We start from the raw sequence: 26,079 nt of genomic DNA on the forward strand, positions 1-26,079 counted from the left end.
CCGGAGCCCCTCGACGGGACCGACCAGAGCTACACCACGCTCTGGGGCACGATCGGCGCCGCTGCGGCGCGAATGGCCCGGCCATGCCGGAATGCGCGTCGCGATAGCGAATTCCGAGCGCCGGCAGATCGACGGTGAAGACGAGATGCTCTATCCCCGTCGCTCGCGCCCGCGCCAGCATATTCTCCATGAAGCCGCGATCTTTCAGCATATAGAGCTGCAGCCAGATCGGCCGCGCGCTCGCCGCGGCGACCTCCTCCAGCGGGCAGACGGAGAGGGTGGAGAGAATGAAGGGCACGCCCTTTTTCGCCGCCGCCCGCGCGCCCTGGACCTCGCCGCGCCGCGCGAACATGCCGGACATGCCGATGGGCGCGATCAGCACCGGCAAATCCGCCGCGACGCCGAGCCACTCAGTGGAAAGATCGACATTCGCGACGCCCTGCATCACGCGCTGGCGCAGAGCGACGCTCTGGAGATCGGCCATATTGGCGGCGAGCGTGCGCTCGGCGCCGGCGCCGCCGTCTATATAGTCGAAGAGAAAGCGCGGCAGGCGCCGCCGCGCGGCCTCGCGATAATCGGCGGCGGAGGAAATAATCATCGCGGGTCCTTCGAGGATTGCGCGGCGCTCATGCGAATTTGCCGATCGCCTTGGCGGAGGCGATTCCGCGGAACGTATGGAAATTGGGGCTCGCTCGGGTTTCGCGGCAATAGCGGTCGAAATCCTCGGCGCTGACGTCGATCATGACGACATCCCAGCCGCTCGCGCGCCAATTGGCGATTTCCTTCGCTTGGAGGCGAAGCCATTTTTCGTGAGTGTCGGCGGGATAATTATCGACGCTGTGACGCAAAAGCTCGTGATCGGCCGCAGTGACGCGCGGGAGATAGGTCGTCGGCACTCGCATTCTCCCATGGCGCGCGCCATCGTCGCCGGCCCGTCGGAGACGAGCCGGCTCTCGCGCCGGCCCGAGCGGCGCCTCGAGGGCGATCGGCAGTCACACTCCCCCTCATCCTGAGGAGCCCGCGAAGCGGGCGTCTCGAAGGACGAGGGGGAGTTCCAGAAGGCCGCGCCGACGATTTCCTCGTCCTTCGAGACGGCGGCTGCGCCGCCTCCTCAGGATGAGGAAACCTTCATGCGATCGCTCTGGGGAACGCCGAAGCGTCCCCCTCAGCCCTGTCGTTTCTCGATCTGGCCGATCGCGTCCACGACGGCGTCGAAGGTCAGGAGCGTCGAGGCGTGACGCGATTTGAAATCGCGCACCGGCTCCAGAACGGCGATGTCCTCCCATTTTCCCTGGGGTGGAGCGCCGTTTTCCTTCAACATCTTGCGGACGGTCTCGCGCAGGTCGCGCAGCTCTTGCGGCGTGGAGCCGACAATGTTGCGCGCCATGATCGAGGAGGCCGCCTGGCCGAGAGCGCAGGCTTTGACCTCATGTGCGAAATCCGCCACTTTTCCATCCGACAGGGTGAGATCGACCGTCACGGTCGATCCGCACAGCTTGGAATGGGCGGTGGCGCTCGCGTCTGGAGCGGCGAGACGACCGATGCGCGGCGTCTGCGCGGCGAGCTCCAGTATGCGCTGGTTGTAGACTTGATCGAGCATTGTGGCCGATAAGTTGCTAGCGGGGGGTTACGTGGATTCCTTCCACTGAGTATATAATTCCGCAGGCCGCGTTGAAAGCGGCCGTCTTCCCCGAAGTGGTCGGGCCCGTAGTCTTTCTGGAGGCGCCACATGGATGCCGTGGTTAAGTCCTTGCTCGACCGTAAAGAGACGGCCGACACGCCCGTGGAACGTCCGACCCGCGAGGAAGCGGAGGCGGCGGTGCGCGTGCTGCTGCGCTGGGCGGGCGACAATCCCGACCGCGAAGGCCTCAAGGAGACGCCGCGCCGCGTCGTGAAGGCCTATGAGGAATTCTTCCGCGGCTATCAGGAGGACGCCGGCGAGGAGTTGGCCCGCGTCTTCGAGGAGGTCGAAGGCTATGACGACCTCGTGCTGGTCCGCGACATTCCGTTTTTCTCGCATTGCGAGCATCACGTCGTCCCCTTTGTCGGAAAGGCGCATATCGCCTATTATCCGACCGGCGGCGTCGTCGGCCTCTCCAAGCTGGCGCGGCTGGTCGACGTCTACGCCCGCAGGTTGCAGACGCAGGAGGCGATGACGGCGCAAATCGCCACCGCGATCAACCAGCATCTGACGCCGCGCGGCGTCGCCGTGCTGGTGGAGGCGGAGCATATGTGCATGTCCATGCGCGGCGTGATGAAACAGGGCTCCTCCACGGTGACGGTGCAGTTCTCGGGCGTGTTCCGCGACGATCCGGCCGAGCAGGTGCATTTCTACACGCTGCTGCGCGGCGGCCGCTGAGCCCCCTTTCGGGAGACGTTTCATGTCCGCTCTGCCGCCGGCCGAGGCCCATGCGCTCGAAGAAGGACTCGCCTTCGCGCCGCGCTACGACGCCCAGGGGCTCATCGTCTGCGTCACCGTCGAGGCGGCGACCAGGGACGTGCTCATGGTCGCCTATATGAACGAGCTGGCGCTCGCCAAGACGCTGGAGACCGGGATCGCCCATTATTGGTCGCGCTCCCGGCAGAGCCTGTGGCGCAAAGGCGACACCTCCGGCCAGGTGCAGAGGGTGGTGTCGCTCGAGGTCGATTGCGACCAGGACGCGCTGCTGATGACGGTCGAGCCCGGCGGCGACGGCAAGTCCTGCCATACGGGACGAAAATCCTGCTTCTATCGCCGCGTCGAAGGCGGCGCGACCCCGCGCCTCGTTTTCCGAGACTGAACGTCTTCCGCTCGGGCGCTCGTGAGGCAGTCGTGACCGAACTCGAAGCAGCCGTGCAGGAGATCGCCGCCGAAATGGCGGCGCGGCCGGATCGCGGCGAGGTCGCGAGCTACATCCCCGAGCTGGCGGGCGTCGATCCCGGCGCTTTCGGTATTGTCGTCATCGACGCCGATGGAAACGCCGTCGCCGGGGGCGACGCCGACACGCCTTTCTCGATACAGAGCATTTCCAAGGTCTTCACGCTGACGCTGGCGCTCGGCATGGTCGGCGATCTTCTGTGGCGGCGCGTCGGCCGCGAGCCCTCCGGCAATCCGTTCAACTCCATCGTGCAGCTGGAGCGCGAGCGCGGCGTGCCGCGCAATCCCTTCATCAACGCCGGCGCCATAGCGGTGACGGATGTGATCCTGTCCGGCCATCAGCCGCGCGAGGCGCTGGGCGAGATTTTGCGCTTTTTGCAATTTTTGGCCCAGGACGAGACGATCTATGTCGACCGGGCGGTGGCGGAATCGGAGAAACGCACCGGCTTTCGCAACATAGCGCTCGCCAATTATATGAAATCCTTCGGCGTGATCGCCAATCCGGTGGATTTCACGCTCGGCGTCTATTTCCACCATTGCGCCATCGCCATGACCTGCCGGCAGCTGGCGATGGCGGGGCGCTATCTCGCCCATTCCGGCCGTATCCCCTCCACCGGATCGTCGGTGGTCTCGCCCGAGCGCGCCCGCCGCATCAACGCCTTGATGCTGACCTGCGGCCATTATGACGGCTCCGGCGAATTCGCCTATCGCGTCGGCCTGCCCGGCAAGAGCGGCGTCGGCGGCGGCATATTGGCCGTCGCGCCCGGCAGAGCCTCGATCGCGGTTTGGTCGCCGGGCCTCGACGCCAATGGCAACTCCCATCTCGGCCGCATCGCGCTGGAGAAGCTGGCGCGGCGCATGGGCTGGTCGATCTTCGGAACCGAGCCGGCCTGAGCCGAGCCGCCGATCCAGCCCCCTCGCCGCCGCGACGGCGCCGTTAACCGCCCCGCTACTTTATGCGCGCAGCCTTCCGCCCAATATAAGAAAAACCAAGACGGGCGGAGACGGCGAAGCAGGAGAGGCGCGATGACGGCCTTTTTTCGCAATCCCTTCGACAGATGGGCGCCGGATGGCGGCGGCGGCGTCGATGCGCCGCCCATCGCGCGCGAGCCGACGCCCCCGCCCGCGACCGCCCGGCCCAAGATCGGCCTCGCGCTCGGCGCCGGCGCGGCGCGCGGCTGGTCGCATATCGGCGTGCTGCGCGAATTGGCGGCGCATGGCATTGTGCCCGATGTGGTCGCCGGCACCTCCATCGGCGCCGTGGTCGGCGCCTGCTACGCGGCCGGCAAGCTCGACGCCGTAGAAGCCTTCGCGCGCTCAATGACCAAAAGGCGCGTCTTCACTTTCATGGATATCTCCTTTTCCGGCATGAGCCTCATCGGCGGCGAGCGCCTGCGCGCGGCGCTCGAGAAAGAGCTGACCGATCTTTCGATCGAGGACCTGCCGCTCCGCTTCGCCGCCGTCGCCACCGAGGTCGGCACGGGGCACGAGGTCTGGCTGAAGCGCGGCGCGCTGGCGCCGGCGGTGCGCGCCTCCTACGCTCTGCCCGGAATTTTCGAGCCGGTGCGCATCGGCGACCGCTGGCTCTTCGACGGCGCGCTCGTCAATCCGATTCCGATCACAGTCTGCCGGGCGCTGGGCGCCGATTTCGTGATAGCGGTCAATGTCACCGCCGATACGATGTATCGCTCCCATGTGATCCACGACCACCACGCCCATGCCGCCGGCGGCCGCGCGAAAGAAAGCGCGCCTTTCGTCGACGCCTCGGAGCCGGGCCTCGCGGCGCATCTGCTGCCGCGCTATTTCCAGCGCCGCCCCGGCGCCGCGCCCAATGTCGCGGCCTCGATGATCGACGCCTTCAACATCATTCAGGATCGCATCTTGCGCTCGCGCATGGCGGGCGATCCGCCGGACGCCACCATCCACGCCCGCCACGAGGACGTCGGCATGTTCGACTTCCACCGCGCCGAGGAATTGATCGAGCTCGGCCACGAGGCGACGAAACGCTCGCTGCCCAACATCTTCGCCCATATACCGCTGGTCGGCGCGACGCCGTGAGCCGCCGAAAGCGGCTCCGGCGTCACCCTGGCGGAGCGGCTCTCAGGCCGTCGCTATATAGGCGCGCAGCTCCTGGCGCTCGGACTCGATCTCGTCGATACGGCATTTGACCACATCGCCGATCGAGACGAGGCCCGCGAGACGCCCCTCGCGCAGAACCGGCAGATGACGGCGGCGCTCCACCGTCATCGCCTCCATCGTCGCTTCCAGCGTATGATCCTCGCCGATCGACATGGGATCGACGGTCATGAAGCGCGCGACCTCGTCGCAGAGCGCCTCGACGCCACGGCGCGCTATGGCGCCGACGATATCGCGCTCGGTGATGAGGCCGACGACCTCGTCATCATCGTCGACGACGACGAGCGCGCCGATGCCGCGGCGGGTCAGCTCCTCCGCCACTTGCAGCAATGTCCGTCCTGGCGCGATGGTGACGACCTCCGCCCCCTTGCGGGCGAGTATGCGGGCGACGTTCATATGAAATCCCTCCCCTCTCGCTAGTTTATCTTATTGCTCTCGACCTGCGGCTAGTTGTTGCGGTTACTCACGGCCTCCCTCGCGCCGGCGGTCGAATGCGCCGAACAGCAAAAGGCCGGCCGCGAAGCCTCCGACATGCGCCTCCCAGGCGATCTGCTCCGTCGACCCCGCCGCCCCGGGGAACAGGCCGAAGATCAGATTGACCGCGAACCAGAGTCCGACGAAAGCGAGCGCGCGCCGGTTGGACCAGAGCTCGGCGAGGCTCGCCGCGCGCCGCGACTCGTGCGGGACGCCGAACTGCGCATCCTGGGCGAAAGCGAAACGCGCGCTCGCCGCCATGGTTCCCGAGATGGCGGCGGAGGCGCCGACGACCGGACCGAGATCGAAGGGATGGACCGCGAAATGCGCCGCCGCGCCCGCCGCCGCCGTCAATGCCAGAAAGGCGAGGAAGCGCGCCGCGCCGAAACGGCGCGCGAGAGGCGAGCCGAAGGCCGCGAGCGTCACGCCATTGACGGCGAGATGCGTCCAATTGGCGTGCAGCAGCGCATAGGTCACGAAAGTCCACCAGGGCAGATGCTCGGCGCCCAGAGCCTCGGCGATATCGCCGGCCTCGACGCCGGGCGCGAGCTCGCCCGCCAGGGAGCGCATGAAAGCCTCCGGCGCGAGGACGATGGAAATCCGCGCCGGAACGAAGGCCAGCGCCGAGAAAATCTCGGAGACCCACGATCGCGGCAGCGCGCCCGCAGCGATCTGGATCGCCGCGAGCGCGATGAGCAGCGCCGTCACCTCACGGGGCAGATTGAGGATTTTCTCTCTCTCGGGTCTCGCTCCCAAGCGCTCGTTCATGTCTCTTCCGTCTTCGAATTGTGCGGACAGCCCTTCCGCGTGGTTACCGATTCCTTGCCGCTGGCACGCGGCCTGCTCTTCAGCTCTCGCCGCTCGGGGGCGGGCGGCAGGGCGCGCCGATTCGACGCAAAGCCCTTCACGATACGCCGTTTTGGAAACAAAATGAGACACAAGGTCAACCAGCAACTCTACGCCTATTGGAGCCGCCTGAAAGGGGCGCGGTCGGCTCCCGAGCGATCCGAGATCGACCCGGCGGAGATTCGCGAGGCGCTGCCCGACTCCTTCATCATCGAAATCGATGAGGCGGGCCGCTTTCCGATCCGGCTGTGCGGCACACGGCTCAATGCGCTCTGGCTCGACGAGCAGAAAGGCAAGTCCTTTCTCGATCTGTGGTCTCCCGACGACCGTCGCACGCTCGCCTCGGTCATGCTGACCGTCATCGACGGGGTGGCGCCTGTGGTCGCCGGAGTCGAGGGGCGCGCCGGCGACGACGGCGACCTATTGGAGCTCGAGCTGCTCCTGCTGCCCTTGCGTCATTTCGGCAAGACGCACTCCCGCGTCCTCGGCGCTCTCGCGCCCGCCCGTCGTCCGCGCTGGCTCGGCGTCGCCCCGGCCGATCCGCTGCGGCTGAAATCCTTTCGCATCATCGCGCCGAGCAAGGCGCGCTTTCGTCTGCTGGAGCCGGCCAGCCGGCGCGTGGTGCGTCCCGCCGCGGCGGGGCGGCCGGAGCTCGTTCTCTATAGGGGCGGCAAGGCGTGACGCGCGGCGCGCCCCCGATCGGGAGGAACGCCACGAAGGGCGCTCACACTCCGCCCTGCAATACAGGCGGGCCGAGCTGAAGACGTTCGAGTAGAATAGAACTGAATTGAATCGAATTGTCATCGCTTCAAAACACATTCGACTCGGCGCAGTCCTGGCTATTCGGCAAATCGAGCGAGTGTCGTGTCAATTTTTTCTTTACCTCGGCGGGGCCTCGGGCCAGTATCCGCAAAGGGAGACTGTATTCGGAGAGACGAGAGCTCGATAATGCGCGCGGAGAAACCGCGCTGCGGCCGGATACGATCATAAGGAGGGAGAATGTCGGAGGCCGCGACGGCCGACGACTGGCGTCGACTCGTGTTCGATGAGACAGTCGCGGGGTTTCTGCTCGTCGACAAATCGGGGAAGATCGTCGGCGCCAACGCCTGGGCGCGCCGTATGTTCGGCTTTGTCGCCGAGGCGGAGATCGTCGGCCTGCCGCTCTCCCTTCTGCTGCCGGGAGCGTCGCCGGTCGCCGGCGGCTCCGATCTCGGCCTGCAAGGCCTTCGCCGCGACGGGGCGCGCTTTCCGGTCGATACGCATTTCTCCTCGCTCGCGCGCGACGGCGCGACGATCCTTCTGGCGACGATCGTCGATCTGCGCGAAACCAACGCCGAGGAGGCGGCGCTCATCGCGCGCGCCGAGGAGCTCGAGCGCGTCAATGAGCGTCTCGCGCGTTTCGCCTTCGTCGCCTCGCAGGATCTTCAGGAGCCGCTGCGCAAGATCGCGGTCTTCGGCGATCTGATGGAGGAGGCCATTCTGCGCCGCGACACGGACGAGATTCTGCGCGCCAATGAGGTGATGCGGCTTTCGGCGCTGCGCGCCCGCGCGCTGGTGCAGGATCTTCTGTCCTTCTCGCGCATCGTGAATGATGAGCTCGAGCTCGCCTCGCTCGATCTGCGCGCGGCGATCGAGCTCGCGCTCGCGGCCTTGTCGCAGACGATCGCCGAGACCAGAGCGCGGGTGGAGATCGATCTGCCCGATGTCGCCATCGAGGCCGACGCCACGCAATTTCAGCGTCTGGTGCAGAATATTCTCGCCAACGCCATCAAATACAGAAAGCCCGGATTGCCGGCGACGATCGACGTCAGGGCCTTTCGCGACGAGAATTCACTCTGCCTCGCCATAGCCGACGAGGGCATCGGCTTCGAGGCGCAATATGCGCACAAGATATTCGAGCCGCTGAAACAATTGCACAGCAAGGTCGATTATCCGGGCTCGGGCGTCGGCCTCGCCATCTGCAAGGCGATCGCCGATCGCCATGGCTGGCGCCTCAGCGTCGAGGCGCAGCCCGATGTCGGCGCGACCTTCTTCATCGCGCTGCCGCTCCGCGACGCGAGCTGATCAGCCGTCGAGGCGCTTGCCCAGCCGTCCGGCGAGCTCCTGCACATATTGCCAGGCGACGCGCCCCGAGCGCGCGCCGCGGGTGATCGACCATTCCAGCGCCTCGCGCGCGATCTCTTCTCGCGGCGCATCGAGCCCATGATGGCGGGCGTAGCCGAACACCATGGCGAGATAATCGTCCTGCGAGCAATTGTGGAAGCCGAGCCAGAGGCCGAAACGATCGGAGAGCGAGACCTTCTCCTCCACCGCTTCGCCGGGATTGATCGCCGAGGAGCGCTCGTTCTCCATCATGTCGCGCGGCAACAAGTGCCGCCGGTTGGAGGTGGCGTAGAAGAGGGCGTTGCGCGGCCGCCCCTCGACGCCGCCCTCCAGCACGGACTTCAAGGATTTATAGCTCGTCTCGGCGCCGTCGAAGGAAAGATCGTCGCAAAACAGCAGAAAGCCGAACGGCTTTTCGCGCAGAATGGCGAGCAGCGTCGGCAGGCTCTCTATGTCCTCGCGATGAATCTCGATGAGCTTCAGCGGCCGCAAACAATCCTTCTCGCGCGCGACGGCCGCATGAACGGCCTTGACCAGCGAGGATTTGCCCATGCCGCGCGCGCCCCACAGCAAAGCGTTGTTGGCCGGCAGCCCGCGCGCGAAGCGGCGCGTATTGTCGATGAGCTGATCGCGCTGCCGCGCCACGCCCTCGAGCAGCGAGAGATCGACGCGATTGATCTGCGCGACCGCCGAGAATTCGCCGCGCGCCGCCCGCCAGACGAAAGCTTCCGCGCAGGAAAAATCCGGCGCGCGCGGCGGCGGCGGGGCGAGCCGCTCCAGCGCGGCGGCGATGCGCTCGAGCAATGCGAGCTTGTCCTGATCCGACATGAGGGCTCCTCGCCCGCGCGACGGGCGCCGCGCGGGCGCCGTCTTATAGCAGAAGCGGACTGCGCGCGAAATTCATCCCGCCTGCGCACGAGCGCGCCGGGCGCATCTCTTCTGCAGCCAGCGGATGAGTCCGGTGACGAACAGCAGCGGACAGAGCAATCCGCTCGCCATCATCATCAGTGCCCGTCATGCCGAAAGCCTGTCCCGAATGAAGCGGCCATTGCCAGCGTAGGAAGGCGTCCCTTGCCGTTCCATGCGCCGCCTCGAGCACGTCGAGAATCTGCCGGTCGCGAATGACCTCGCTCGGCGCCGCCTGCACCGATTGCGGCGTGTCGATGAGCGGCGTGTCGGTCCGCGTGGCGCTCGACGTCGAGGAGAGGGCATAGCCCGTCTCGCGCGAGCCGTCGCCGGAGCCGCCGCGAGCGCGACCGCCGCGGTCTTCAGCTCGTCGCCCGTTCTCGGCCTGGCGCGAGGCGTCGAAATCCGTCCGCCTGTCGCCGCGGCGACACAGGGACTTTCAGAGCGCCGAGACTTTCGGCTTGCCGACGGGCTTTCCTTCCGGCTTGGCGGGCGCCTTGGCGTTCTCCCAGCCGCCCGGGGGCGGCGGCGCGTCATTGGCGGCGCTGTCCGGCTGCTTGGGGCGGAAGCCGTCGACCAGCGCCTTGGCGGCCGCCATGTCCTTGGAGTCGAGCCGGGCGCGCACCTCGTCGCGTTTCTTGCCGGCGTCCTCGTCGCCCTGCGCGGCGGCGGCCGAGAACCAAAGATATGCCTGCGCCAGATTCTGAGGAACGCCGAGGCCGCGGGCGCAGAGAATGGCCAGATTGAACTGGCTGTCGCGCACGCCATATTCGGCCGCCTTGCGGAACCATTGCGCCGCCTGGTCGTAGTCCGGCTTGCCGTCGCCGCCGCCGGCGAAGAGCACGGCGAGATTATGCATGGCGCGGGCGTTGCCGGCGTCGGCGGCGCGCTTGTACCAGGAGAGCGCCTTGGCGTAGTCGCGCTCGACGCCCATGCCCTTCTCATAGATGGAGCCGAGCCGATATTGCGCCGGGGCGAAGCCCTTGTCGGCCGCCTTCTCGAACCATTGGAAGGCGAGCTTGGGATCGCGCGGCGCGCCGCCGCGGCCCTCCGCATAGCGCAGGCCGAGCTCATATTGCGCATGGGCGTCGCCGGAGGCGGCGATCTCCTTGATGGTCGCGAACACATCCTGGCGCGGCGTCACGGGGGCGGTCGCCGCCGGCGTTCCGATCGCGCCGACCGGCAGAGGATCGATGGTCTGCGCGCCGAAACGTCCGGGGGCCGGAGCCTGCGGATTAGGCGAGAAGGAGCCGACGCCCGAAGCTCCGGGCGCGAGCGAGGGGACGCCGAGCGGTTTCGGAGAGAGGGCCGGCGCTTTGGCGGCGGGCTCCGCCGCGGAGAGCGCCGCGGGAGCGGAAGTCGCGGCGGCGGGCGCGCTCGGCTCCGCGGCGGCGGCGTCCTTGGCGGAAGGCGCGGGCGCGGCGGCTTCCGGCGCCGATTTCTCGGCCGGGACGGAGGCCGTCGCCTCGCTCGGCTCCGCCTGAATGGCGGAGGCCTGCGGCGCCGGATCGTCGAGCGTGACGCGGGCGATCTGATAGGCGCCATAGAGCAGCACCAGCACGCCGACGCCGAGCAGCAGCGGCCGACGCCGCGATTGCAGCGCCGCGCCCACTCCGCCGCCCGTCGCCGCGACTCGCTCGGGCTCCTGTTTCTGCTCGGCGGCGATCTTCTTGGCCGCCTTGCCTTGCGCCGCTTTGCCCTGCGCCGCGGCGGCCTGGGCGTCGACCGCGGCCTGCTGGGCGGCGCGGCGCGCGGCCGCGATGAAATCTTGCTGCACCGAGCCGGAGCGATCATTCTCGCGGGAGATCGTCGGCTCGCGGCGCGGACGGCGCTCGCCCGGCTCCAGCAGCATGTCCTCGACGTCGCCGACCGGCGCCGCCGGCTTCACCCGCGCCGCGGCGCGGGGCGGGGCCTCGGCGGCGGCCGGCTTGGCCTTGCGCAGATTGGTCAGCTCGTCCTCGAACATGGAGAGACGTTCGACGACGCGCTGCAGCGTCTCATGGACGGCGGCGAGCGTCTGATTGGTGCGATGGCCGGCCTCGTCCTGGAAATTGCGGAGCTCGGAGAGCTCCTTTTCCAGCGCCTCCTGCAATCCGCCAGGAACGCCGCTGAGGGCGGTCGCGTCGCGCAGCGCATCCTGCGCGGCCTCGCGGGCGGCGATCTCGGCGACGCGCATGGTGGAGCTGCGCGTCTCCTCGACTTTGGTCGCCAGCGCGCCGAGCGCGCGCTCTATGGCGGAGAAGGAATCGGCGTTGATATCGGAGCGGTCGAGCCGCTCCGCCAGTCGGCCGATCTGCGCTTCCAGCGCGGTGAAAGTGGTGCGGTCGGCGTCCGGATCGAGCGCCGCGTCCATCTTCTGCGCGAGCTGCCCGACCAGCTCCGCCAATTGCAGATTGGCGTCGTCGGCGCGCCGGCGCGCAGTCGAATCGATGCGCGCGGCGAGCTCGGCGTGGACATGGTCGATACGCTCGGCGAGCGCCCGCAATTGCTCCGAGCCCGCCGATTTCTGCGCGCCGGCGGCGACCGGCTGCAAACGCTGCTCGAGCTTCTCGATCTTGCGGCCGAGCTCGTCGAAGCCCGGATGAACGATTCTGGCCTCTGTCGCCGCGTCGATCTTCTCGGCCAGCGAGGCGAACAGCCGCTCGAACTGATTGGGATCGACGCCGGAGCCGCCGCGCTTGCGTTTCATCTCCGCGCGCAGCTCGTCCATATTCTTGGCGATCTCGCGCAATTGCTCCGCATCGGCGGATTGCTGCGTGGGAGCGGCGGGCTGGTGGAGCCGCTGCTCGAGCTTCTCGATCTTGCGGCCGAGCTCGTCCACGGGATGGACGATCTTGGCTTCGGCGGCCGCATCGATCTTTTTGGCGAAGGAGGCGAAGAGCTGCTGGACCTGATCGACGTCGACGCCCGCGCCGCTGCGCTCTATGCGCGCGGCGAGCGATTTGTGGACCTGCTCGATGCGCTCGTTGATCTCGTCGAAGCGCTTGCCGCCGCCCGATTTCGTCGAGATGTTGTCGAGCTTGGCTGCGAAATATTCGAGCCGGCGCTCGAGCGCGGCGAAGGAGCCGCCGATCTCGGTGGAGACGATGGAGCGAATGCTCTGCACGAGCTCGCTCACATCCTTGGCCGTCGCGACATTGACGCCGGCGCTGAGCTCGTCGACCTGCGTCGTAAGCGCGGCGATGCCGGCCTCGAGCTTCTCGATCGGCAGCGGACGGCGCGCGACCGCCTTCAGCAGCTCGTGAATTTCGCGCGTCTCGCCGGCGATCTCGTCGAGGGCGGCGCGATCGGCGCCGCCGGCGGCGTGCTGCTCGGCGAGCTTTTCGTTCAGCGCCCGCACTTCCTCATAGAGGACGTTGACGACCCGGCTCGGATCGAGATCGCGCAAGACCGAGGCGAGATCGGCGGTGAGGCGCTCGATCGGCGCCAACACGATTTCCTCGACGCCATAGTGACGCTGCGCCGCGACGCGCTCGGTCAGCTCGCGCAGAGCGGATTCGACGGCGGCGACGGAGGCGCGCGGCGCGAGATCGACGAGGGCGCGGGAGAGGCCCTCGAGATCGCAGCGCAGAAGATCGATCTGGGCGACGACGGCCGCCTGCTGCTCGCCTTGGACGTGCTGCTCGGCGCGCGTCGCCGCGAGCTGGCGCGAGAGCGCCTCGATGGATTCGGCGAGACCGTCGAAAATCGCCGGCCGCGCCTCGATCGCCGGCCGGACGACTTCCGCCTCGCGGGCGCCGATCTGCTCGCCGAGCGCGCGCTGGCGTTCGGTGATCTCGGCGACGGCGTCGGCGAGCGGACGCCGCGTCGCAGCGCGACGCTCGCGTTCCTGCCTCCTCTCGCTCTCGCGATTGTCGCGCGCGCTCTCGTCGCTCTCCTGTCGACGGCGCGCCTCCGCGGCGCGGCGCCGGTCCTCGGCCTCCTCGTCGAGTCGCGCGGCGATATCGGCGAGCCGCTGGTCGAGCGCGCCGAGCGCGCTCTCGAACTCATAGGCGCGGTCGTCGCTCGAGAGGCTGTCGATGCGCGCCTCGAGCCGCGCCAGAGCGCTGCGGATCGGCTTCACGCCTTCGTCGGGACGGGTGGAGATGCGCTCTTCTATATGGCCGAGCCGCTCCATCACGGCGCCGATATCGTCGCCGAGCCGCGCCCGGCTCGAATGGTTGCGATCGATCAGCCTGGCGAGGCCGGAGAGGGCGTTCGCGGTCTTGCGCTCGCTCTCGGCGGAGCGCCGTTCGAAAAGGGCGACGGCGTCGTCGACGATGGCTTTGGCGTCCACATCGCCGCAGCCGCGGCTGCGAATCGAAACCGGGCGGAAATCCTCATCCGGCTCCTCCTCGCGCAAATCGCGCCTCGGCGAAGCGTCGCGGCGCAGTCGGCCGCGATCATTGCGGCCGTACATGCGAGAGCGCAGCGCGCGGCGACGCGCCGGAGCGGAGGAATCGTCGTCGTCGACGGCGAAGGAACGGTCGTCGATATGCGCTTTTTCTTGCGCTTTTTCTTGGATCACATCATCGAGCCAATCCGAAAGGCTCTTGCCCGAGCGCCGCGCCGCAGCGCGTGCGACATCGCGGGTCTCGTGATGTATGCCTTTGAAGCTCCAGGGAAATGCCTCTGTCATCGGATATCCGGCGGGCTCGACCCGTGTTGGCTCTGGGGAAAACTGGACGAGCGACGACTCGAGAGGCGCGAATCGCGCCGGAACGCTGTGAGGGCGGGGGACGCCATCGCCGGGGAATTTCCTTCGAAGAAGGTAAATAAAGGGTTAACGCTTGCGTGGAGCCGACCGGCGCGCGACCTATTGCGCACGCGGGTCCGGCTCTCTACCTATTGCTGGGCAGAATGCGCCGTCGGAACCATGATTCATTCGTGGAATGAAGGGCTTGGCCGGCGGCGTTCGAATTCGGCCGAGTTGCGATTTCGTAACCACGGAGGCGCATAGTCCCCATTCCCGTCGGCCGATGACCGGGAAACCGCCTATCTCGGGCGAATACCTAGCGAAAACAGACGATCCGCGCAGGGAGAGCCGCTCATGCCGATCTACAAAGCCCCCGTGGACGACACTTTATTTCTGCTGAACGACGTTCTGCATCTCGAACGTTACGGCAATCTCGCCGGCTTCTCCGATGTTCCGCCGGACGTGCTGGCGCAGATCATCGGCGAGGCGGGGAAAATCTGCGAGGAGCGGCTGCAGCCTTTGAACCGCAGCGGCGATGCGGAAGGGTGCGGGTTGGACGCTTCCGGCGAGGTGACGACGCCGGCCGGCTTCAAGGAGGCCTATCGGGAATTCGTCGCCGGCGGCTGGGTGGGGCTGGCGGTTCCGCCCGAATATGACGGACAAGGCCTCCCCTATACGTTGGCCGTGGTGACGAATGAATTCGCCTCGGCGGCCAATATGTCCTTCGCAATGTATCCGGGCCTGACGCAAGGCGCGCTCGCCGCGCTGCTGCGCCATGGCAGCGAGGAGCAGAAGCGCCTCTTCGCGCCGCCCATGGCGGCGGGCCGCTGGACCGGCACGATGAATCTCACCGAGCCGCAATGCGGTACCGATCTCGGCCTGCTCACCACCAAGGCGAGCCCGCGCGCGGACGGCTCCTACGCCATCACCGGGCAGAAGATTTTCATCTCCGCCGGCGAGCATGATCTTTCCGAGAACATCATTCATCTCGTGCTCGCGCGCATCGAAGGCGCGCCGGCCGGGGTGAAGGGAATCTCGCTCTTCATCGTGCCGAAATACGAGGTGAATCCCGATGGGACGCTCGGCGCGCGCAACGCCGTGCGCTGCGGCGCGCTCGAGCATAAGATGGGCATTCACGGCAACGCCACATGCGTGATGAATTATGACGGCGCCAGGGGCTTTCTGGTCGGCGAGCCCAATCGGGGCCTCAATGCGATGTTCGTGATGATGAACGAGGCGCGGCTCGGCGTCGCCGTGCAAGGCCTCGCGCAATCGGAGGTCGCCTATCAGAATGCGGCGGCCTACGCCAAGGAGCGCCTGCAAGGACGCGCGCTCACCGGCGCCAAGAACGCCGGCGGCGGCGCCGATCCCATCATCGTGCATTCCGACGTGCGGCGCGCGCTGATGGAGATGAAGGCCTTCAACGAGGCGGCGCGCGGCCTCGCTCTCGCCACCGCGCTGGACAGCGATATCGCGCATCGCTCTGAGGACGCCAAGGCGCGTCAGGCGGCGGACGATCGTCTCGGCCTGCTGACGCCGGTGCTGAAGGGCGTGCTCACCGATCTCGGCTTCGAGAGCGCGGTGAAGGCGCAGCAGATATGGGGCGGGCACGGCTACATAGACGAGAATGGCGTCGAGCAATTCGTGCGCGACGCGCGCATCACCATGATCTATGAGGGCGCCAATGGCATTCAGGCGCTCGATCTCGTCGGCCGCAAATTGCCCAAGGACAATGGCCGCGCCGCAATGGCCTATTTCGCCGAGGTGAGCGAGTTCATCGCCCATGAGAGTTCCGACGAGATGAAGCCCTTCGTGGAGCCTTTGAAGGCCGCGCTCGGCGATTTGCAAAAGGCCACGATCTGGCTGATGCAGAATGCGCTCGCCAAGCCCGACAATGGCGCCGGCGCATCTTACGATTACATGCATCTCTTTGGCCGCGTGGCGCTCGGCTACACATGGGCGCGCATCGCCCGCGCTGCGCTCGCCAAGAAAAAGGAGGCGCAAGGGGACGGCGCCTGGCTCGACGCCAAGCTGACGACGGGCAAATTCTATATGGAGAAGATGCTGCCCGAGACGGGCTTTCGCCTGGCGCGCATCACGGCGGGCGTCGATACGCTGATGAGTCTGCCGGCGGAGATGTTTTGACGAAGCGAATAGCGAATAGGGAGTAGCGAATAGAGAGAGGCGAGCTACTCGCTGCTCCCTATTCGCTATTCGCCCAGCAACGGAGCTGCTTCATGCCCGAAGCCTATATCTACGACGCCGTGCGCACGCCGCGCGGGCGCGGCAAGCCCGATGGCTCGCTGCATGAGGTGTCGAGCCTCGGCCTCGCCGTCACCGCTCTTTCCGCGCTGAAGGAGAGAAACAATCTCGATGGCGCGCCGGTCGATGATGTGATCCTCGGCTGCGTCGATCCCGTCGGCGAGGCGGGCGGCGACATCGCGCGCGCCGCGGCGATCTCCGCCGGCTATGGCTATGACGTGCCCGGCGTGCAGATCAATCGCTTCTGCGCTTCGGGTCTCGACTCGGTGAATTTCGCCGCTGCGCAGATCATGTCCGGCCAGCACGAGCTGACCATCGGCGGCGGCGTCGAGAGCATGAGCCGCGTCGGCATCGGCGCCTCCGGCGGCGCCTGGCCGGTCGATCCGACCATCGCCATTCCCTCTTACTTCATGCCGCAGGGCGTCTCCGCCGATCTCATCGCGACGAAATATGATTTCTCGCGCGACGATGTCGACGCTTACGCCGTGCAGTCGCAGCAGCGCGCGGCCCGCGCCTGGGAGGAGAAGCGCTTTTCGAAATCCATCGCGCCGGTGAAGGACGTCAACGGCCTCACCATTCTGGATCGCGACGAGCATATGCGCCCCGCGACGGATATGCAGTCGCTCGCCGCGCTGAAGCCGTCCTTCGCTTTCTTCGCCGAGCAGGCGGGCTTCGACGCGGTGGCCATTCAGGCGCATCCCGACGTCGAGAAATTGAATCATGTGCATCACGCCGGCAATTCCTCCGGCATTGTCGACGGCGCCGCCGCTGTGCTGCTCGGCTCGCGCGAGGCGGGCGAGCGCCATGGGCTGAAGCCCCGCGCGAGGGTGCGCGCTTTCGCCAATATTGGCTCCGAGCCGGCGCTGATGCTGACCGGTCCTGTCGATGTGACGAAGAAGCTGCTCGCCAAGGCCGGCATGGGCCTTTCCGACATAGACCTCATAGAGGTGAACGAGGCTTTCGCCGCTGTGGTGCTGCGCTTCATGCAGGCTTTCGGTCTCGACGAAGCAAAAGTGAATGTGAATGGCGGCGCCATCGCCCTCGGCCATCCGCTCGGCGCGACCGGCGCGATGCTGATCGGTACGGCGCTCGACGAATTGGAGCGCAGCGGCCAGTCCACGGCGCTGGTGACGCTCTGCATCGGCGCGGGAATGGGAACCGCGACGATCATCGAGCGCGTGTGAATTTCAAGCCTGCGGGAGCGCCTCATGAACCTCGTCAATTTCCGTTTCGAGACCGGCGCCGACGGCGTCGCTCTGCTCACCTGGGACAGCCCCGACCGCTCGATGAACGTCATCACCTTCGAGGTGATGGACGAATTGGAAAAAGTCATCGACGAGGTGGCGAGCAATCCTGAGATCAAGGGCTGCGTGATCGCATCGGGCAAGCCGGCTTTCTCCGGCGGCGCCGATCTCTCCATGCTGCAGAAGAGCGCGGTGGAATACGCCAAGGCGGTGCGCGAGCAGGGCGAGGAGGCTGCGATGAAGCAGTTCTTCGAAGGCGCGCGCAGACTGTCGCTGCTCTATCGCAAGCTCGAGACCAATGGCAAACCCTTCGCCATCGCCATTCACGGCGCCTGTCTCGGCGGCGCTTTCGAGCTGGCGCTCGCCTGCCATTATCGCGTGCTCTCCGACTCGGACAAGACCAAGGTCGGCCTGCCGGAGATCAAGGTCGGCCTGTTCCCCGGCGCCGGCGGCACGCAGCGCATCGCGCGGCTGATGCAGACGGGCGACGCGCTGCAATTGCTGTTCAAAGGCGAGCAATTGAAGCCCGCCAAAGCCAAGGCCGCCGGACTCGTGCACGAGCTCGCGCCGGAGACTGAGATCGTCGAGCGGGCGCGCGCGTGGATCGTCAATGGCGGCAAGGGCAAGGCGCCCTGGGACGTCGAAGGCTTCAAGCCGCCGTCGGGCCGTGTGTTCTCGCCGGGCGGCATGATGGTGTGGCCGGCCGCCAACGCCATCTACCGCCGCGAGACCTTCGACAATTATCCCGCCGCCAAGGCCATATTGCACAGCGTGTTCGAGGGGCTGCAATTGTCTTTCGATCTCGGCCTGCGCGTCGAGGCGCGCTGGTTCGCGCATATTCTGCGCTCGAAGCAAGCGGCGGCGATGATCCGCTCGCTCTTCCTCTCCAAGAATGAGCTGGAGAAGGGCGCGCATCGGCCGAAGGAAATTCCGCCGGCGAAATTCGCCAAGATCGGCGTGCTCGGCGCCGGCTTCATGGGCGCGGGCGTCGCCTATGTCAGCGCGCTCGCCGGCATAGAGGTGGTGCTGATCGATCGCGATCAGGAGAGCGCCGACAAGGGCAAGGCGGTGATCGACAAGCTCATCTCCGGCCAGGTGTCGCGTGGCCGCGCCACCGCCGCCGAAAGGGAAGCGCTGCTCGCGCGCATCACAGCGACGCCCGATTATGAGAAGCTCGCCGGCGCCGATCTCATCGTCGAGGCCGTGTTCGAGGAGCGCGGCGTGAAGGCGGAAGTGACGAAGAAAGCGCAAGCCGTGGTGGGGCCGGATGTGATCTTCGCCTCCAACACCTCCACTCTGCCGATCACCTCACTGGCCGAGACCTCGCTGAAGCCGGAGAATTTCGTCGGCATTCATTTCTTCTCGCCGGTCGAGAAAATGCTGCTCGTCGAGGTGATCCGCGGCAAGAAGACCAATGACCGCGCCGTGGCGACGGCGCTCGATTTCGTGCGCGTGCTGAAGAAGACGCCGATCGTCGTCAATGATTCACGCGGTTTCTACGCCAATCGCTGCGTGCTGAATTTCGTGCGCGAGGGGCACATAATGCTCACTGAAGGCGTGCCGCCGGCGATGATCGAGACCGCCGCGCGCATGGCCGGAATGCCGGTCGGCCCGCTCTCGCTCAATGACGAGATCGCGCTCGATCTCGCCTGGAAAATCCATCTCGCGACCAAGAAGGATCTCGGCGCAGCCGCCGTCGATCCGACGCAGGAGCGCGTGCTGCATTTCATGGTGGAGCAAGAAGGGCGACTCGGCCGCAAGAACGGCAAGGGATTCTATGATTATCCGGCGACGGGCAAGAAGAGCCTGTGGCCGGGCCTCTCGGCGCTCGCCGACGAGAAGCTCGATCCCGACGCCATAGATGTGGAGGAGCTGAAGCAGCGCTTCCTCGTCGTGCAGGCGGTGGAAGCGGCGCGCGTCTTGTTCGAGGGCGTCGTCACCGATCCGCGCGAGGCCGATGTCGGCTCCATTCTCGGCTTCGGCTTCGCGCCCTTCACCGGCGGCACTTTGTCTTACATCGACGGCGTCGGAACGGCGGCCTTCGTCGCAATTTGCGATGCGCTGACGCAGAAATATGGCGAACGCTTCGCCGCGCCCGCCGAGCTGCGCGAGATGGCGAAGACGGGCGAGAGCTTCTACGGCAAATATGGCGCGCAGGCGAAGGCGGCGTGATGCGTTACAATCAGCTCGGCCGCACAGGCCTCTTCGTCTCGGAAATCTGCCTCGGCGCGATGACGTTCGGCGAGGCGGGCGGCGCTGGAATCTGGGGCGCGATCGCCGATGTCGATCAGCAGGCGGCGACGCGCATCGTCGAGCGCGCTTTCGCGGCGGGCGTCAATTTCATCGATACGGCCGATGTCTATTCCTTCGGCCGCTCGGAGAAAATGGTGGGGCAGGCGCTCGCCGATCTCGGCGTGAAGCGCAAGGATGTCGTCATCGCCACCAAATTCTATGGCGAGACCGGCGCCGGCCCCAATGATCGCGGCGCCTCGCGCGGACACATAATGGACAGCGTCGAGGCGAGCCTCGAGCGCCTGCAGACCGATCACATCGATCTCTATCAGATCCACGGCAATGACGCCGTGACGCCGATAGAGGAGACATTGCGCGCGCTGGACGATCTCGTCTCGCGCGGGTTGGTGCGTTACATCGGCCTCTCCAATTGGCAGGCGTGGCGCATCGCCAAGGCGCTCGGCGTCTCGGAGCGGCTGGGCTTTGCGCGCTATGAGACGGCGCAGGCCTATTATTCCATCGCCGGCCGCGATCTCGAGCGCGAGATCGTCCCGCTTCTCACAGAGGAAAAGCTCGGCCTCATGGTGTGGTCGCCGCTCGCCGGCGGCCTGCTCTCGGGCAAATATGGACCGGGCGCGCCGGAAGGCGCCGAGGGACGCCGCGTCTCTTTCGATTTCCCGCCCGTCGACAAGGATCGCGCCTGGGCTTGCGTCGCGGCAATGCGCGAGATCGGCGCGAAGCATGGCGCGAGCGTCGCCGAGGTCGCGCTCGCCTATGTTCTCGCTAAGCCTTTCGTCACCAGCGTCATCATCGGCGCGAGGCGCATCGATCAGCTCGAGCAAAACCTCGCCGCAGCGAAGCTGCAGTTCACGGCCGATGATCTCGCGCGGCTCGATGCGGTGAGCGCGCTGGCGAAGGAATATCCGGGCTGGATGCTCGAGCGTCAGGGCGCTTTTCGTCGCCCCGCGCCCTTCGAGCCGAAATGAAGCGGTCATGACAGACGCGCCGTCGCGCGCTAAGCTCGCGGCCATTCGCTGCAACCACGAGTCGTCATGCCTATCTTCGCGCTTCCCTTTCCGATGATCGACCCCGTTCTCGTCGAGCTCGGACCGCTGCCCATACGCTGGTATGCGCTCGCCTATATCGCCGGGCTCGCGCTCGGCTGGCTCTATGCGCGCCGCCTCGTCTCGCGCGAGCATTTGTGGGGCGAGGTCGCGCATCCTTCGCGCGAGAGCCTCGACGATCTGCTCGTCTATGTCGCGATCGGCGTCATCATCGGCGGCAGGCTCGGCCATGTGCTCTTCTATGAGCGCGATTTTTATTTCCAGCATCCAGAAGAGATCGTGAAAACCTGGAAAGGCGGCATGGCCTTTCACGGCGGGCTCATCGGCGCGATCGTCGCCATGACCGTCTTCGCCTGGCGCGAGAAGATTTTCGCGCTCACCATCAGCGACATTTGCGCGGCCGTCGCGCCGATCGGAATTTTCTTCGGCCGCCTCGCCAATTTCATCAAGCCGGAAATGTGGGGCCGCGAGAGCGACGTTCCTTGGGCCATGGTGTTTCCCGGCGCGGGCGATGCGCCGCGCCATCCGAGCCAGCTCTATGAGGCGGGGCTCGAGGGCGTCGCGCTCTATATTCTGCTCGCCGTCGCCGTGCAGCGCGGCGCGCTGAAACGTCCTGGCCTCGCGACGGGTCTCTTCGGCGTCGGCTATGGCGTGGCGCGCATCGTCAGCGAATTCTTCCGCGAGCCCGATCATTCGGAGGCGTTGGACAATGGCCTCACAATGGGCATGGCGCTGTCGGCGCCGATGGTGCTGATCGGCGTCGGACTGATCCTCTATGCCTTGCGCCCGCAGAGAGTCGAAGCATGAGCGCATTGCGACAAGACATCGCCGAACTCGTCGCGCAGGACGGGCCGATCACGCTCGAAACCTATATGACGCTCGCCCTGTCGCATCCGTCGAAGGGCTATTACATGACGCGCGATCCTTTCGGCGCGGGCGGCGATTTCATCACCGCGCCGGAGATCAGCCAAATGTTCGGCGAACTCATCGGCCTCTGGGCGCAGGAGGCGTGGCGCGCCGCGCAATCGCCTTCGCCGCTGCGCCTCGTCGAGCTCGGCCCCGGTCGCGGCACGCTGATGAGCGATGCGCTGCGCGTCGCCCGCATCGCGCCGGAATTTCTCTCGGCTTTGGATGTGCATCTCGTCGAGACGAGCTCTCTGCTCGAGGCGCGGCAACGGCAGACCTTGGCCAATGCGCCGATCTCGGCGTCCTGGAGCGCGGATGTCGCGCGCGTTCCAGAGGGGCCGGCGATCATCATCGCCAATGAGTTTTTCGATGCGCTGCCGGTGCGCCATTTCGTGCAGACGGAGCGCGGCTGGAGCGAGCGCCTCGTCGGCCTGGACGAGAGCGGCGCGCTCGCCTTCGGCGTCGGCGAGGGCGTGGAGCCCGATCTCACCATCGCGGCGCCGGAAGGCTCGATCATAGAGATCGGCGCGATCGGCGCGCGCATCATGGGCGATATCGCCGCGCGTCTCGTCGCGCAGGGCGGGGCGCTGCTCGTCATCGACTATGGCTATACGCAGACCGCGCTGGGCGAGACATTGCAGGCGGTGTCGCGCCACGCCTATGTCGATCCGCTGGAGGCGCCGGGCGAGGCCGATCTCACCACCCATGTCGATTTCGCGGCGCTGGCGCGCGCCGCCGCCGCAGCCGGCGCGAAAGTGCAAGGGCCGGTGACGCAGGGCGCCTTTCTGCGCCAGCTCGGCGTCGTCGAGCGCGCGGAGGCGCTGAAGAAGCGCGCGACCACAGAGCAGCGCGCCGAGATCGACATTGCGCTCGCGCGTCTCATCGGCGCCGGCGATCCCAAGCGTGACATGGGCGAATTGTTCAAGGTCATCGCCGTGACGCATCCCGACATGCCGCTTCTGCCAGGGTTTTTCCAATGACCGAGACGATGGAGGCGCCGGGCGCGCTCGGCGCCGGCAATCTCGCTCTGCCGGGCGTTCGCCACGCTTTCTTCACGCGCGCCGGCGGCGTGTCGGAGGGCGTCTACGCCTCGCTCAACGGCGGCGTCGGCTCTAATGACGAAACCGCGCGTGTCGCCGAGAATCGCGCGCGCATGGCGCGGCGCATCGGCGCTGAGGCGCATCGTCTGCTCGTGCCCTATCAGATTCATTCGCGCGACGCGCTCTATGTCGCCGAGCCTTGGGCCGAGACGGAGCGGCCGCGCTGCGACGGTCTCGTCACCGATGTCGAAGGGCTGGCTCTCGGCGTCACCGGCGCCGATTGTGGAATGCTGCTCTTCGCCGATGCGCGCGCTGGAGTCATCGGCGCTTGCCATGCGGGATGGAAGGGCGCGCTCACCGGCATGATCGAGGCGACGATCGCTCTGATGGAGACGCGCGGCGCGCATCGCGCCGATATTCATGTCGCGCTCGGCCCGGCCATCGGCCGCGACAGCTACGAGGTGGGCGGCGAGTTCGTCGAGCGTTTCCTCGCCGAGGATGCGGCCTTCGCGCGGTTCTTCACGCCTTCGACGCGCGATGGGCATTCCATGTTCGATCTGCCCGCTTTCATCACGCGGCGCGTCGAAGCGGCGAATGTCGCTTCTTTCGAGAATTTGCGCATCGATACTTATGCGGATGAGGCGCGCTGCTTCAGCTATCGCCGCAGCGTGCATCGCAAGGAGCCGGATTATGGGCGGCTGGTGTCGGCGATCGCGATCGGCTACGCCTGTTAATCAGAAACAGGCTTTTTTCGTATGGATTCGAGTTCCGCGCGGCAGACTTTCTCCAATGGTTGGAGGTCGCTCTGCGCGAGCTTCCATAGGACTGCGGCGGCGACTGTCTCGTAGCTGTGCCGGAGCACATTGCCGATGCCGGCCACTTTCCGCCAAGGAATTTCCGGATGACGCGTTTTCAGCTCATCATCGAGATGCCGGCTGGCTTCGGAAATGATCTCGACGCCTCGTTCGACGAGCCATTGTCGCCGCCAATCGGCTTCGAAATCGTCGAGCGAGGCCTCCGCCATGCACTCGTGAATGCGCTCTATGGCTTCGAGGATGTCCTGTAGGCGCGGAACATTCGAAGGGATCGCCATCAGAACACACGCAACGCGGTTACTTCGATCCGTTCCCGCAACGCCTTGTGCAAGCTGTCGCGAGTCATGATGTCGACTGGGGTCCCGAGAAGGTCGCGCGCATAATCCTTTAGGTCCATCAGTTCGAAAAGGCCGAGCTCGCCTTTTCGATAGTCGAAAAACAAATCGACATCCGATGTCGAGCCGGCTTCGTCGCGAGCGGTGGAGCCGAACAAATAGAGACTGAGCACACCGAGCCGTCGCAGCTCGGCTTCGTGCGCTCTCAGTCGTTCCATGGCCTCGTCGCGTCTCATGGCTCTCGCTATAGGCTCACGCCTGCGCCTTCTCCATCATATCGACGAAGCGCGCGAAGAGATAATGGCTGTCCTGCGGGCCGGGCGAGGCCTCGGGGTGGTGCTGCACGGAGAAGGCCGGGCGATCGGCCAGCGCAATGCCGCAATTGGAGCCGTCGAACAGCGAGCGATGCGTCTCGGCGACATTGGCCGGCAGGCTGTCGCGATCCACGGCGAAGCCATGGTTCATCGAGACGATCTCCACCTTGCCGGTGGTGAAATCCTTCACTGGATGATTGGCGCCGTGATGGCCCTGCGGCATTTTCTGCGTCTTCGCGCCGACGGCGAGCGCCATCATCTGATGGCCGAGGCATATGCCGAAGGTGGGAATTTTCGCCGCCAATAGCTCGCGAATGGTGGGCACGGCGTATTTGCCGGTCTCGGCCGGATCGCCCGGCCCGTTTGAGAGAAACACGCCATCCGGCGAAAGCGCGAGAATATCCGTCGCGCTGGTCGTCGCCGGCACCACGATCACCTCGCAGCCGGCCTCGGCCAGCAGCCGCAGAATATTGCGCTTCACGCCATAATCCACGGCAACGACGCGGAGCTTCTTCCCGTCGCGCTTGCCATAGCCGGAGGCCTGCCGCCACACGGTCTCGTCCCATTCATAGCGCGCAGGCGCGGTGACGGAGGGCACGAGATCCATGCCATCAATGCCCGGCCAGGCGGCGGCCTCGGCGCGCAGCGCGGCGAGGTCGAACACGCCGTCCGGCGCGAAGGCGATGACGGCGTTCTGCATGCCCTTCTCGCGGATCAGAGCCGTCAGCGCGCGTGTGTCCAGGCCGCAGAGGCCGATGATCCCCCGTGCGGCGAGCCATTCGCCGAGCGGCCGCAGCGCGCGATAATTGGACGGGTCGCTCGACGGCGCCGCGACGATCACGCCGCGCACGCCGGAGCGGCTGTCGAGATCGACGGTCTCGACGTCCTCGTCATTGACGCCGACATTGCCGATATGGGGAAAGGTGAAGGTGACGATCTGCCCGGCGTAGGAGGGATCTGTGAGGATTTCCTGATAGCCGGTCATGGCGGTGTTGAAGCAGACCTCGCCGACGGCCGAGCCCACGGCGCCGAAGCCGAAGCCGAAGCCGAAAATCGCCTCGCCGCTGGCGAGAACCAGAACCCCCGTGTGGACCGGAACCGTCCAACCCGTCGCTGCGTCTTGATCCGGGCTCATCCGCGCTCTATGCCTCACCTCATCCGCCGGCGCGCCGCCATCGGGCGCCCGCCATCCCTCGAAAAATCTAGATTGCCGCGATCCTTTCGGATCGCAAGCACGTCTAGAACATTTCACTGCGAAGTGGAAATACAATGCGCGAACGTTTCACGGCCGACCTCAAGGCGGCGATGAAGAGCGGCGAAAAGCAAAAGGTCGAGACGATCCGCATGATCACCGCGGGGCTCAAGGATCGCGACATCGAGGCGCGCGCCACGGGCAAGACGCTCGGCGACGACGATATTCTCGCTCTGCTGCAGAAAATGGTGAAGAGCCGCCAGGAATCGGTGGAAATCTACGAGAAGGGCGGCCGCCCCGAGCTCGCCGAGAAGGAGCGCGCCGAGATCGCGGTGATCACGGAATATCTGCCCCAGCAGCTCGGCGAGGCCGAGGTCGCCGAGGCGATAAAGGCCGCGATCGCCGAGACCGGCGCCGCCTCGATCAAGGATATGGGCAAGGTCGTCGCCGCGCTCAAGGCGAAATACACAGGCCGTATCGATTTCGGCAAGGCGAGCGCCGCGGTCAAGGCGGCGCTCGGCGGCTGAGAGCAATCGGGTGATCGAGGAGCGCCGCTCGGAGAGGCGTTTCCACCTCCCCCTCGAGGGGGGAGGTCGAGCGCCGAAGGCGATCGGGAGGGGGTGACGCCCCGAATCTCTGCAGTGAAACCCCACCCCGGACCGCTTCGCGGTCCGACCC

Annotated in this window: 25 protein-coding genes; 14 read left to right on the forward strand and 11 right to left on the reverse strand. The window is 66.4% G+C overall.

From position 1 onward, the window contains the following. From KP010_RS15075 to KP010_RS15085, 3 genes are all read right to left on the reverse strand, one after another. On the reverse strand, positions 1-598 hold a 598-nt coding region (locus KP010_RS15075; RefSeq protein WP_216281037.1), incomplete at its 3' end, for an alpha-hydroxy-acid oxidizing protein. Positions 599-626: 28 nt separating this feature from the next. After that, entirely contained in the window at positions 627-896 is a 270-nt protein-coding gene (locus KP010_RS15080; protein WP_142861314.1) for a cobalamin B12-binding domain-containing protein, read from the reverse strand. A gap of 269 nt (positions 897-1,165) precedes the next feature. Continuing rightward, positions 1,166-1,600, reverse strand: coding sequence for an iron-sulfur cluster assembly scaffold protein (locus KP010_RS15085; RefSeq protein ID WP_142861313.1), 435 nt, complete (start codon positions 1,598-1,600; stop codon positions 1,166-1,168). Positions 1,601-1,729: 129 nt separating this feature from the next. On the opposite strand from KP010_RS15085, the gene folE reads away from it, so the two are divergent. The 4 genes from folE to KP010_RS15105 all read left to right on the forward strand — a co-directional run bounded on the left by folE (position 1,730) and on the right by KP010_RS15105 (position 4,915). Continuing rightward, positions 1,730-2,359, forward strand: a complete 630-nt coding sequence (folE, locus tag KP010_RS15090; protein ID WP_142861312.1) for a GTP cyclohydrolase I FolE — start codon at positions 1,730-1,732, stop codon at positions 2,357-2,359. Positions 2,360-2,381: 22 nt separating this feature from the next. Then, positions 2,382-2,780, forward strand: a complete 399-nt coding sequence (gene hisI, locus KP010_RS15095; protein WP_142861311.1) for a phosphoribosyl-AMP cyclohydrolase — start codon at positions 2,382-2,384, stop codon at positions 2,778-2,780. A 32-nt stretch (positions 2,781-2,812) separates the two neighbouring features. Next, positions 2,813-3,751, forward strand: a complete 939-nt coding sequence (locus KP010_RS15100; RefSeq protein WP_142861310.1) for a glutaminase — start codon at positions 2,813-2,815, stop codon at positions 3,749-3,751. A 132-nt stretch (positions 3,752-3,883) separates the two neighbouring features. Continuing rightward, positions 3,884-4,915 (forward strand): patatin-like phospholipase family protein, encoded by a 1,032-nt coding sequence (locus KP010_RS15105; RefSeq protein WP_142861309.1) that lies wholly within the window; start codon positions 3,884-3,886, stop codon positions 4,913-4,915. Positions 4,916-4,957: 42 nt separating this feature from the next. On the opposite strand, the gene KP010_RS15110 is transcribed toward KP010_RS15105, so the two are convergent. Further along, positions 4,958-5,389, reverse strand: a complete 432-nt coding sequence (locus KP010_RS15110; RefSeq protein ID WP_142861308.1) for a CBS domain-containing protein — start codon at positions 5,387-5,389, stop codon at positions 4,958-4,960. Between the two features lie 63 nt (positions 5,390-5,452). Then, the gene (locus KP010_RS15115) at positions 5,453-6,235 is read right to left on the reverse strand and encodes a rhomboid family intramembrane serine protease (protein WP_142861307.1); all 783 of its coding nucleotides are present in this window, start codon (positions 6,233-6,235) and stop codon (positions 5,453-5,455) included. Between the two features lie 162 nt (positions 6,236-6,397). Between KP010_RS15115 and KP010_RS15120 the strand changes: the two genes are divergently transcribed. Both KP010_RS15120 and KP010_RS15125 read left to right on the forward strand, forming a co-directional pair. Continuing rightward, positions 6,398-6,994: a PAS domain-containing protein gene (locus KP010_RS15120; RefSeq protein ID WP_142861306.1), complete on the forward strand. Its 597-nt coding sequence runs from the start codon at positions 6,398-6,400 to the stop codon at positions 6,992-6,994. 318 nt (positions 6,995-7,312) lie between these two features. Continuing rightward, positions 7,313-8,377 (forward strand): ATP-binding protein, encoded by a 1,065-nt coding sequence (locus KP010_RS15125; protein WP_142861305.1) that lies wholly within the window; start codon positions 7,313-7,315, stop codon positions 8,375-8,377. Here KP010_RS15125 and KP010_RS15130 read toward each other — a convergent pair whose 3' ends face one another. From KP010_RS15130 to KP010_RS15140, 3 genes are all read right to left on the reverse strand, one after another. Next, entirely contained in the window at positions 8,378-9,244 is an 867-nt protein-coding gene (locus KP010_RS15130; RefSeq protein ID WP_108917718.1) for an ATP-binding protein, read from the reverse strand. It abuts the gene before it with no gap. Positions 9,245-9,287: 43 nt separating this feature from the next. Beyond that, positions 9,288-9,563, reverse strand: a complete 276-nt coding sequence (locus KP010_RS15135; protein WP_185966357.1) for a hypothetical protein — start codon at positions 9,561-9,563, stop codon at positions 9,288-9,290. A gap of 198 nt (positions 9,564-9,761) precedes the next feature. Next, a complete protein-coding gene (locus tag KP010_RS15140) occupies positions 9,762-13,940 on the reverse strand; it encodes an SEL1-like repeat protein (protein ID WP_142861304.1) in 4,179 nt (1,392 codons plus the stop codon). A 411-nt stretch (positions 13,941-14,351) separates the two neighbouring features. On the opposite strand from KP010_RS15140, the gene KP010_RS15145 reads away from it, so the two are divergent. The 7 genes from KP010_RS15145 to pgeF all read left to right on the forward strand — a co-directional run bounded on the left by KP010_RS15145 (position 14,352) and on the right by pgeF (position 23,479). After that, positions 14,352-16,142 carry an acyl-CoA dehydrogenase C-terminal domain-containing protein gene (locus tag KP010_RS15145; protein WP_142861303.1) on the forward strand — a complete coding sequence of 597 codons (1,791 nt, stop codon included), beginning with the start codon at positions 14,352-14,354 and terminating at the stop codon, positions 16,140-16,142. A gap of 92 nt (positions 16,143-16,234) precedes the next feature. After that, a complete protein-coding gene (locus tag KP010_RS15150) occupies positions 16,235-17,443 on the forward strand; it encodes an acetyl-CoA C-acetyltransferase (RefSeq protein ID WP_142861302.1) in 1,209 nt (402 codons plus the stop codon). 24 nt (positions 17,444-17,467) lie between these two features. Beyond that, on the forward strand, positions 17,468-19,675 hold the full coding sequence (locus KP010_RS15155; RefSeq protein WP_216281039.1) for a 3-hydroxyacyl-CoA dehydrogenase NAD-binding domain-containing protein: 2,208 nt from the start codon (positions 17,468-17,470) through the stop codon (positions 19,673-19,675). Next, on the forward strand, positions 19,675-20,721 hold the full coding sequence (locus KP010_RS15160) for an aldo/keto reductase (RefSeq protein WP_142861335.1): 1,047 nt from the start codon (positions 19,675-19,677) through the stop codon (positions 20,719-20,721). The genes KP010_RS15155 and KP010_RS15160 overlap by 1 nt, the downstream gene beginning before the upstream one ends. 66 nt (positions 20,722-20,787) lie before the next feature. After that, positions 20,788-21,606 carry a prolipoprotein diacylglyceryl transferase gene (gene lgt, locus KP010_RS15165; protein ID WP_142861300.1) on the forward strand — a complete coding sequence of 273 codons (819 nt, stop codon included), beginning with the start codon at positions 20,788-20,790 and terminating at the stop codon, positions 21,604-21,606. Beyond that, complete coding sequence (locus KP010_RS15170; RefSeq protein ID WP_142861299.1) at positions 21,603-22,685, forward strand: class I SAM-dependent methyltransferase; 1,083 nt, start codon at positions 21,603-21,605, stop codon at positions 22,683-22,685. The genes lgt and KP010_RS15170 overlap by 4 nt, the downstream gene beginning before the upstream one ends. Then, positions 22,682-23,479, forward strand: coding sequence for a peptidoglycan editing factor PgeF (gene pgeF, locus KP010_RS15175; RefSeq protein ID WP_142861298.1), 798 nt, complete (start codon positions 22,682-22,684; stop codon positions 23,477-23,479). The genes KP010_RS15170 and pgeF overlap by 4 nt, the downstream gene beginning before the upstream one ends. Here pgeF and KP010_RS15180 read toward each other — a convergent pair. The 3 genes from KP010_RS15180 to carA are packed head-to-tail and all read right to left on the reverse strand — an operon-like array spanning position 23,476 to position 25,344. Then, the gene (locus KP010_RS15180; protein ID WP_108917705.1) at positions 23,476-23,838 is read right to left on the reverse strand and encodes a DUF86 domain-containing protein; all 363 of its coding nucleotides are present in this window, start codon (positions 23,836-23,838) and stop codon (positions 23,476-23,478) included. The genes pgeF and KP010_RS15180 overlap by 4 nt on opposite strands. After that, positions 23,838-24,113 carry a nucleotidyltransferase family protein gene (locus KP010_RS15185; RefSeq protein ID WP_370464694.1) on the reverse strand — a complete coding sequence of 92 codons (276 nt, stop codon included), beginning with the start codon at positions 24,111-24,113 and terminating at the stop codon, positions 23,838-23,840. The genes KP010_RS15180 and KP010_RS15185 overlap by 1 nt, the downstream gene beginning before the upstream one ends. 34 nt (positions 24,114-24,147) lie before the next feature. Beyond that, positions 24,148-25,344 (reverse strand): glutamine-hydrolyzing carbamoyl-phosphate synthase small subunit, encoded by a 1,197-nt coding sequence (gene carA, locus KP010_RS15190; RefSeq protein WP_142861297.1) that lies wholly within the window; start codon positions 25,342-25,344, stop codon positions 24,148-24,150. A 134-nt stretch (positions 25,345-25,478) separates the two neighbouring features. On the opposite strand from carA, the gene KP010_RS15195 reads away from it, so the two are divergent. Further along, the gene (locus tag KP010_RS15195; protein WP_024881032.1) at positions 25,479-25,928 is read left to right on the forward strand and encodes a GatB/YqeY domain-containing protein; all 450 of its coding nucleotides are present in this window, start codon (positions 25,479-25,481) and stop codon (positions 25,926-25,928) included. Positions 25,929-26,079 lie beyond the last annotated feature (151 nt).

Source organism: Methylosinus sp. KRF6 (assembly GCF_018887255.1).
GTDB classification, from domain to species: Bacteria; Pseudomonadota; Alphaproteobacteria; order Rhizobiales; family Beijerinckiaceae; genus Methylosinus; species Methylosinus sporium.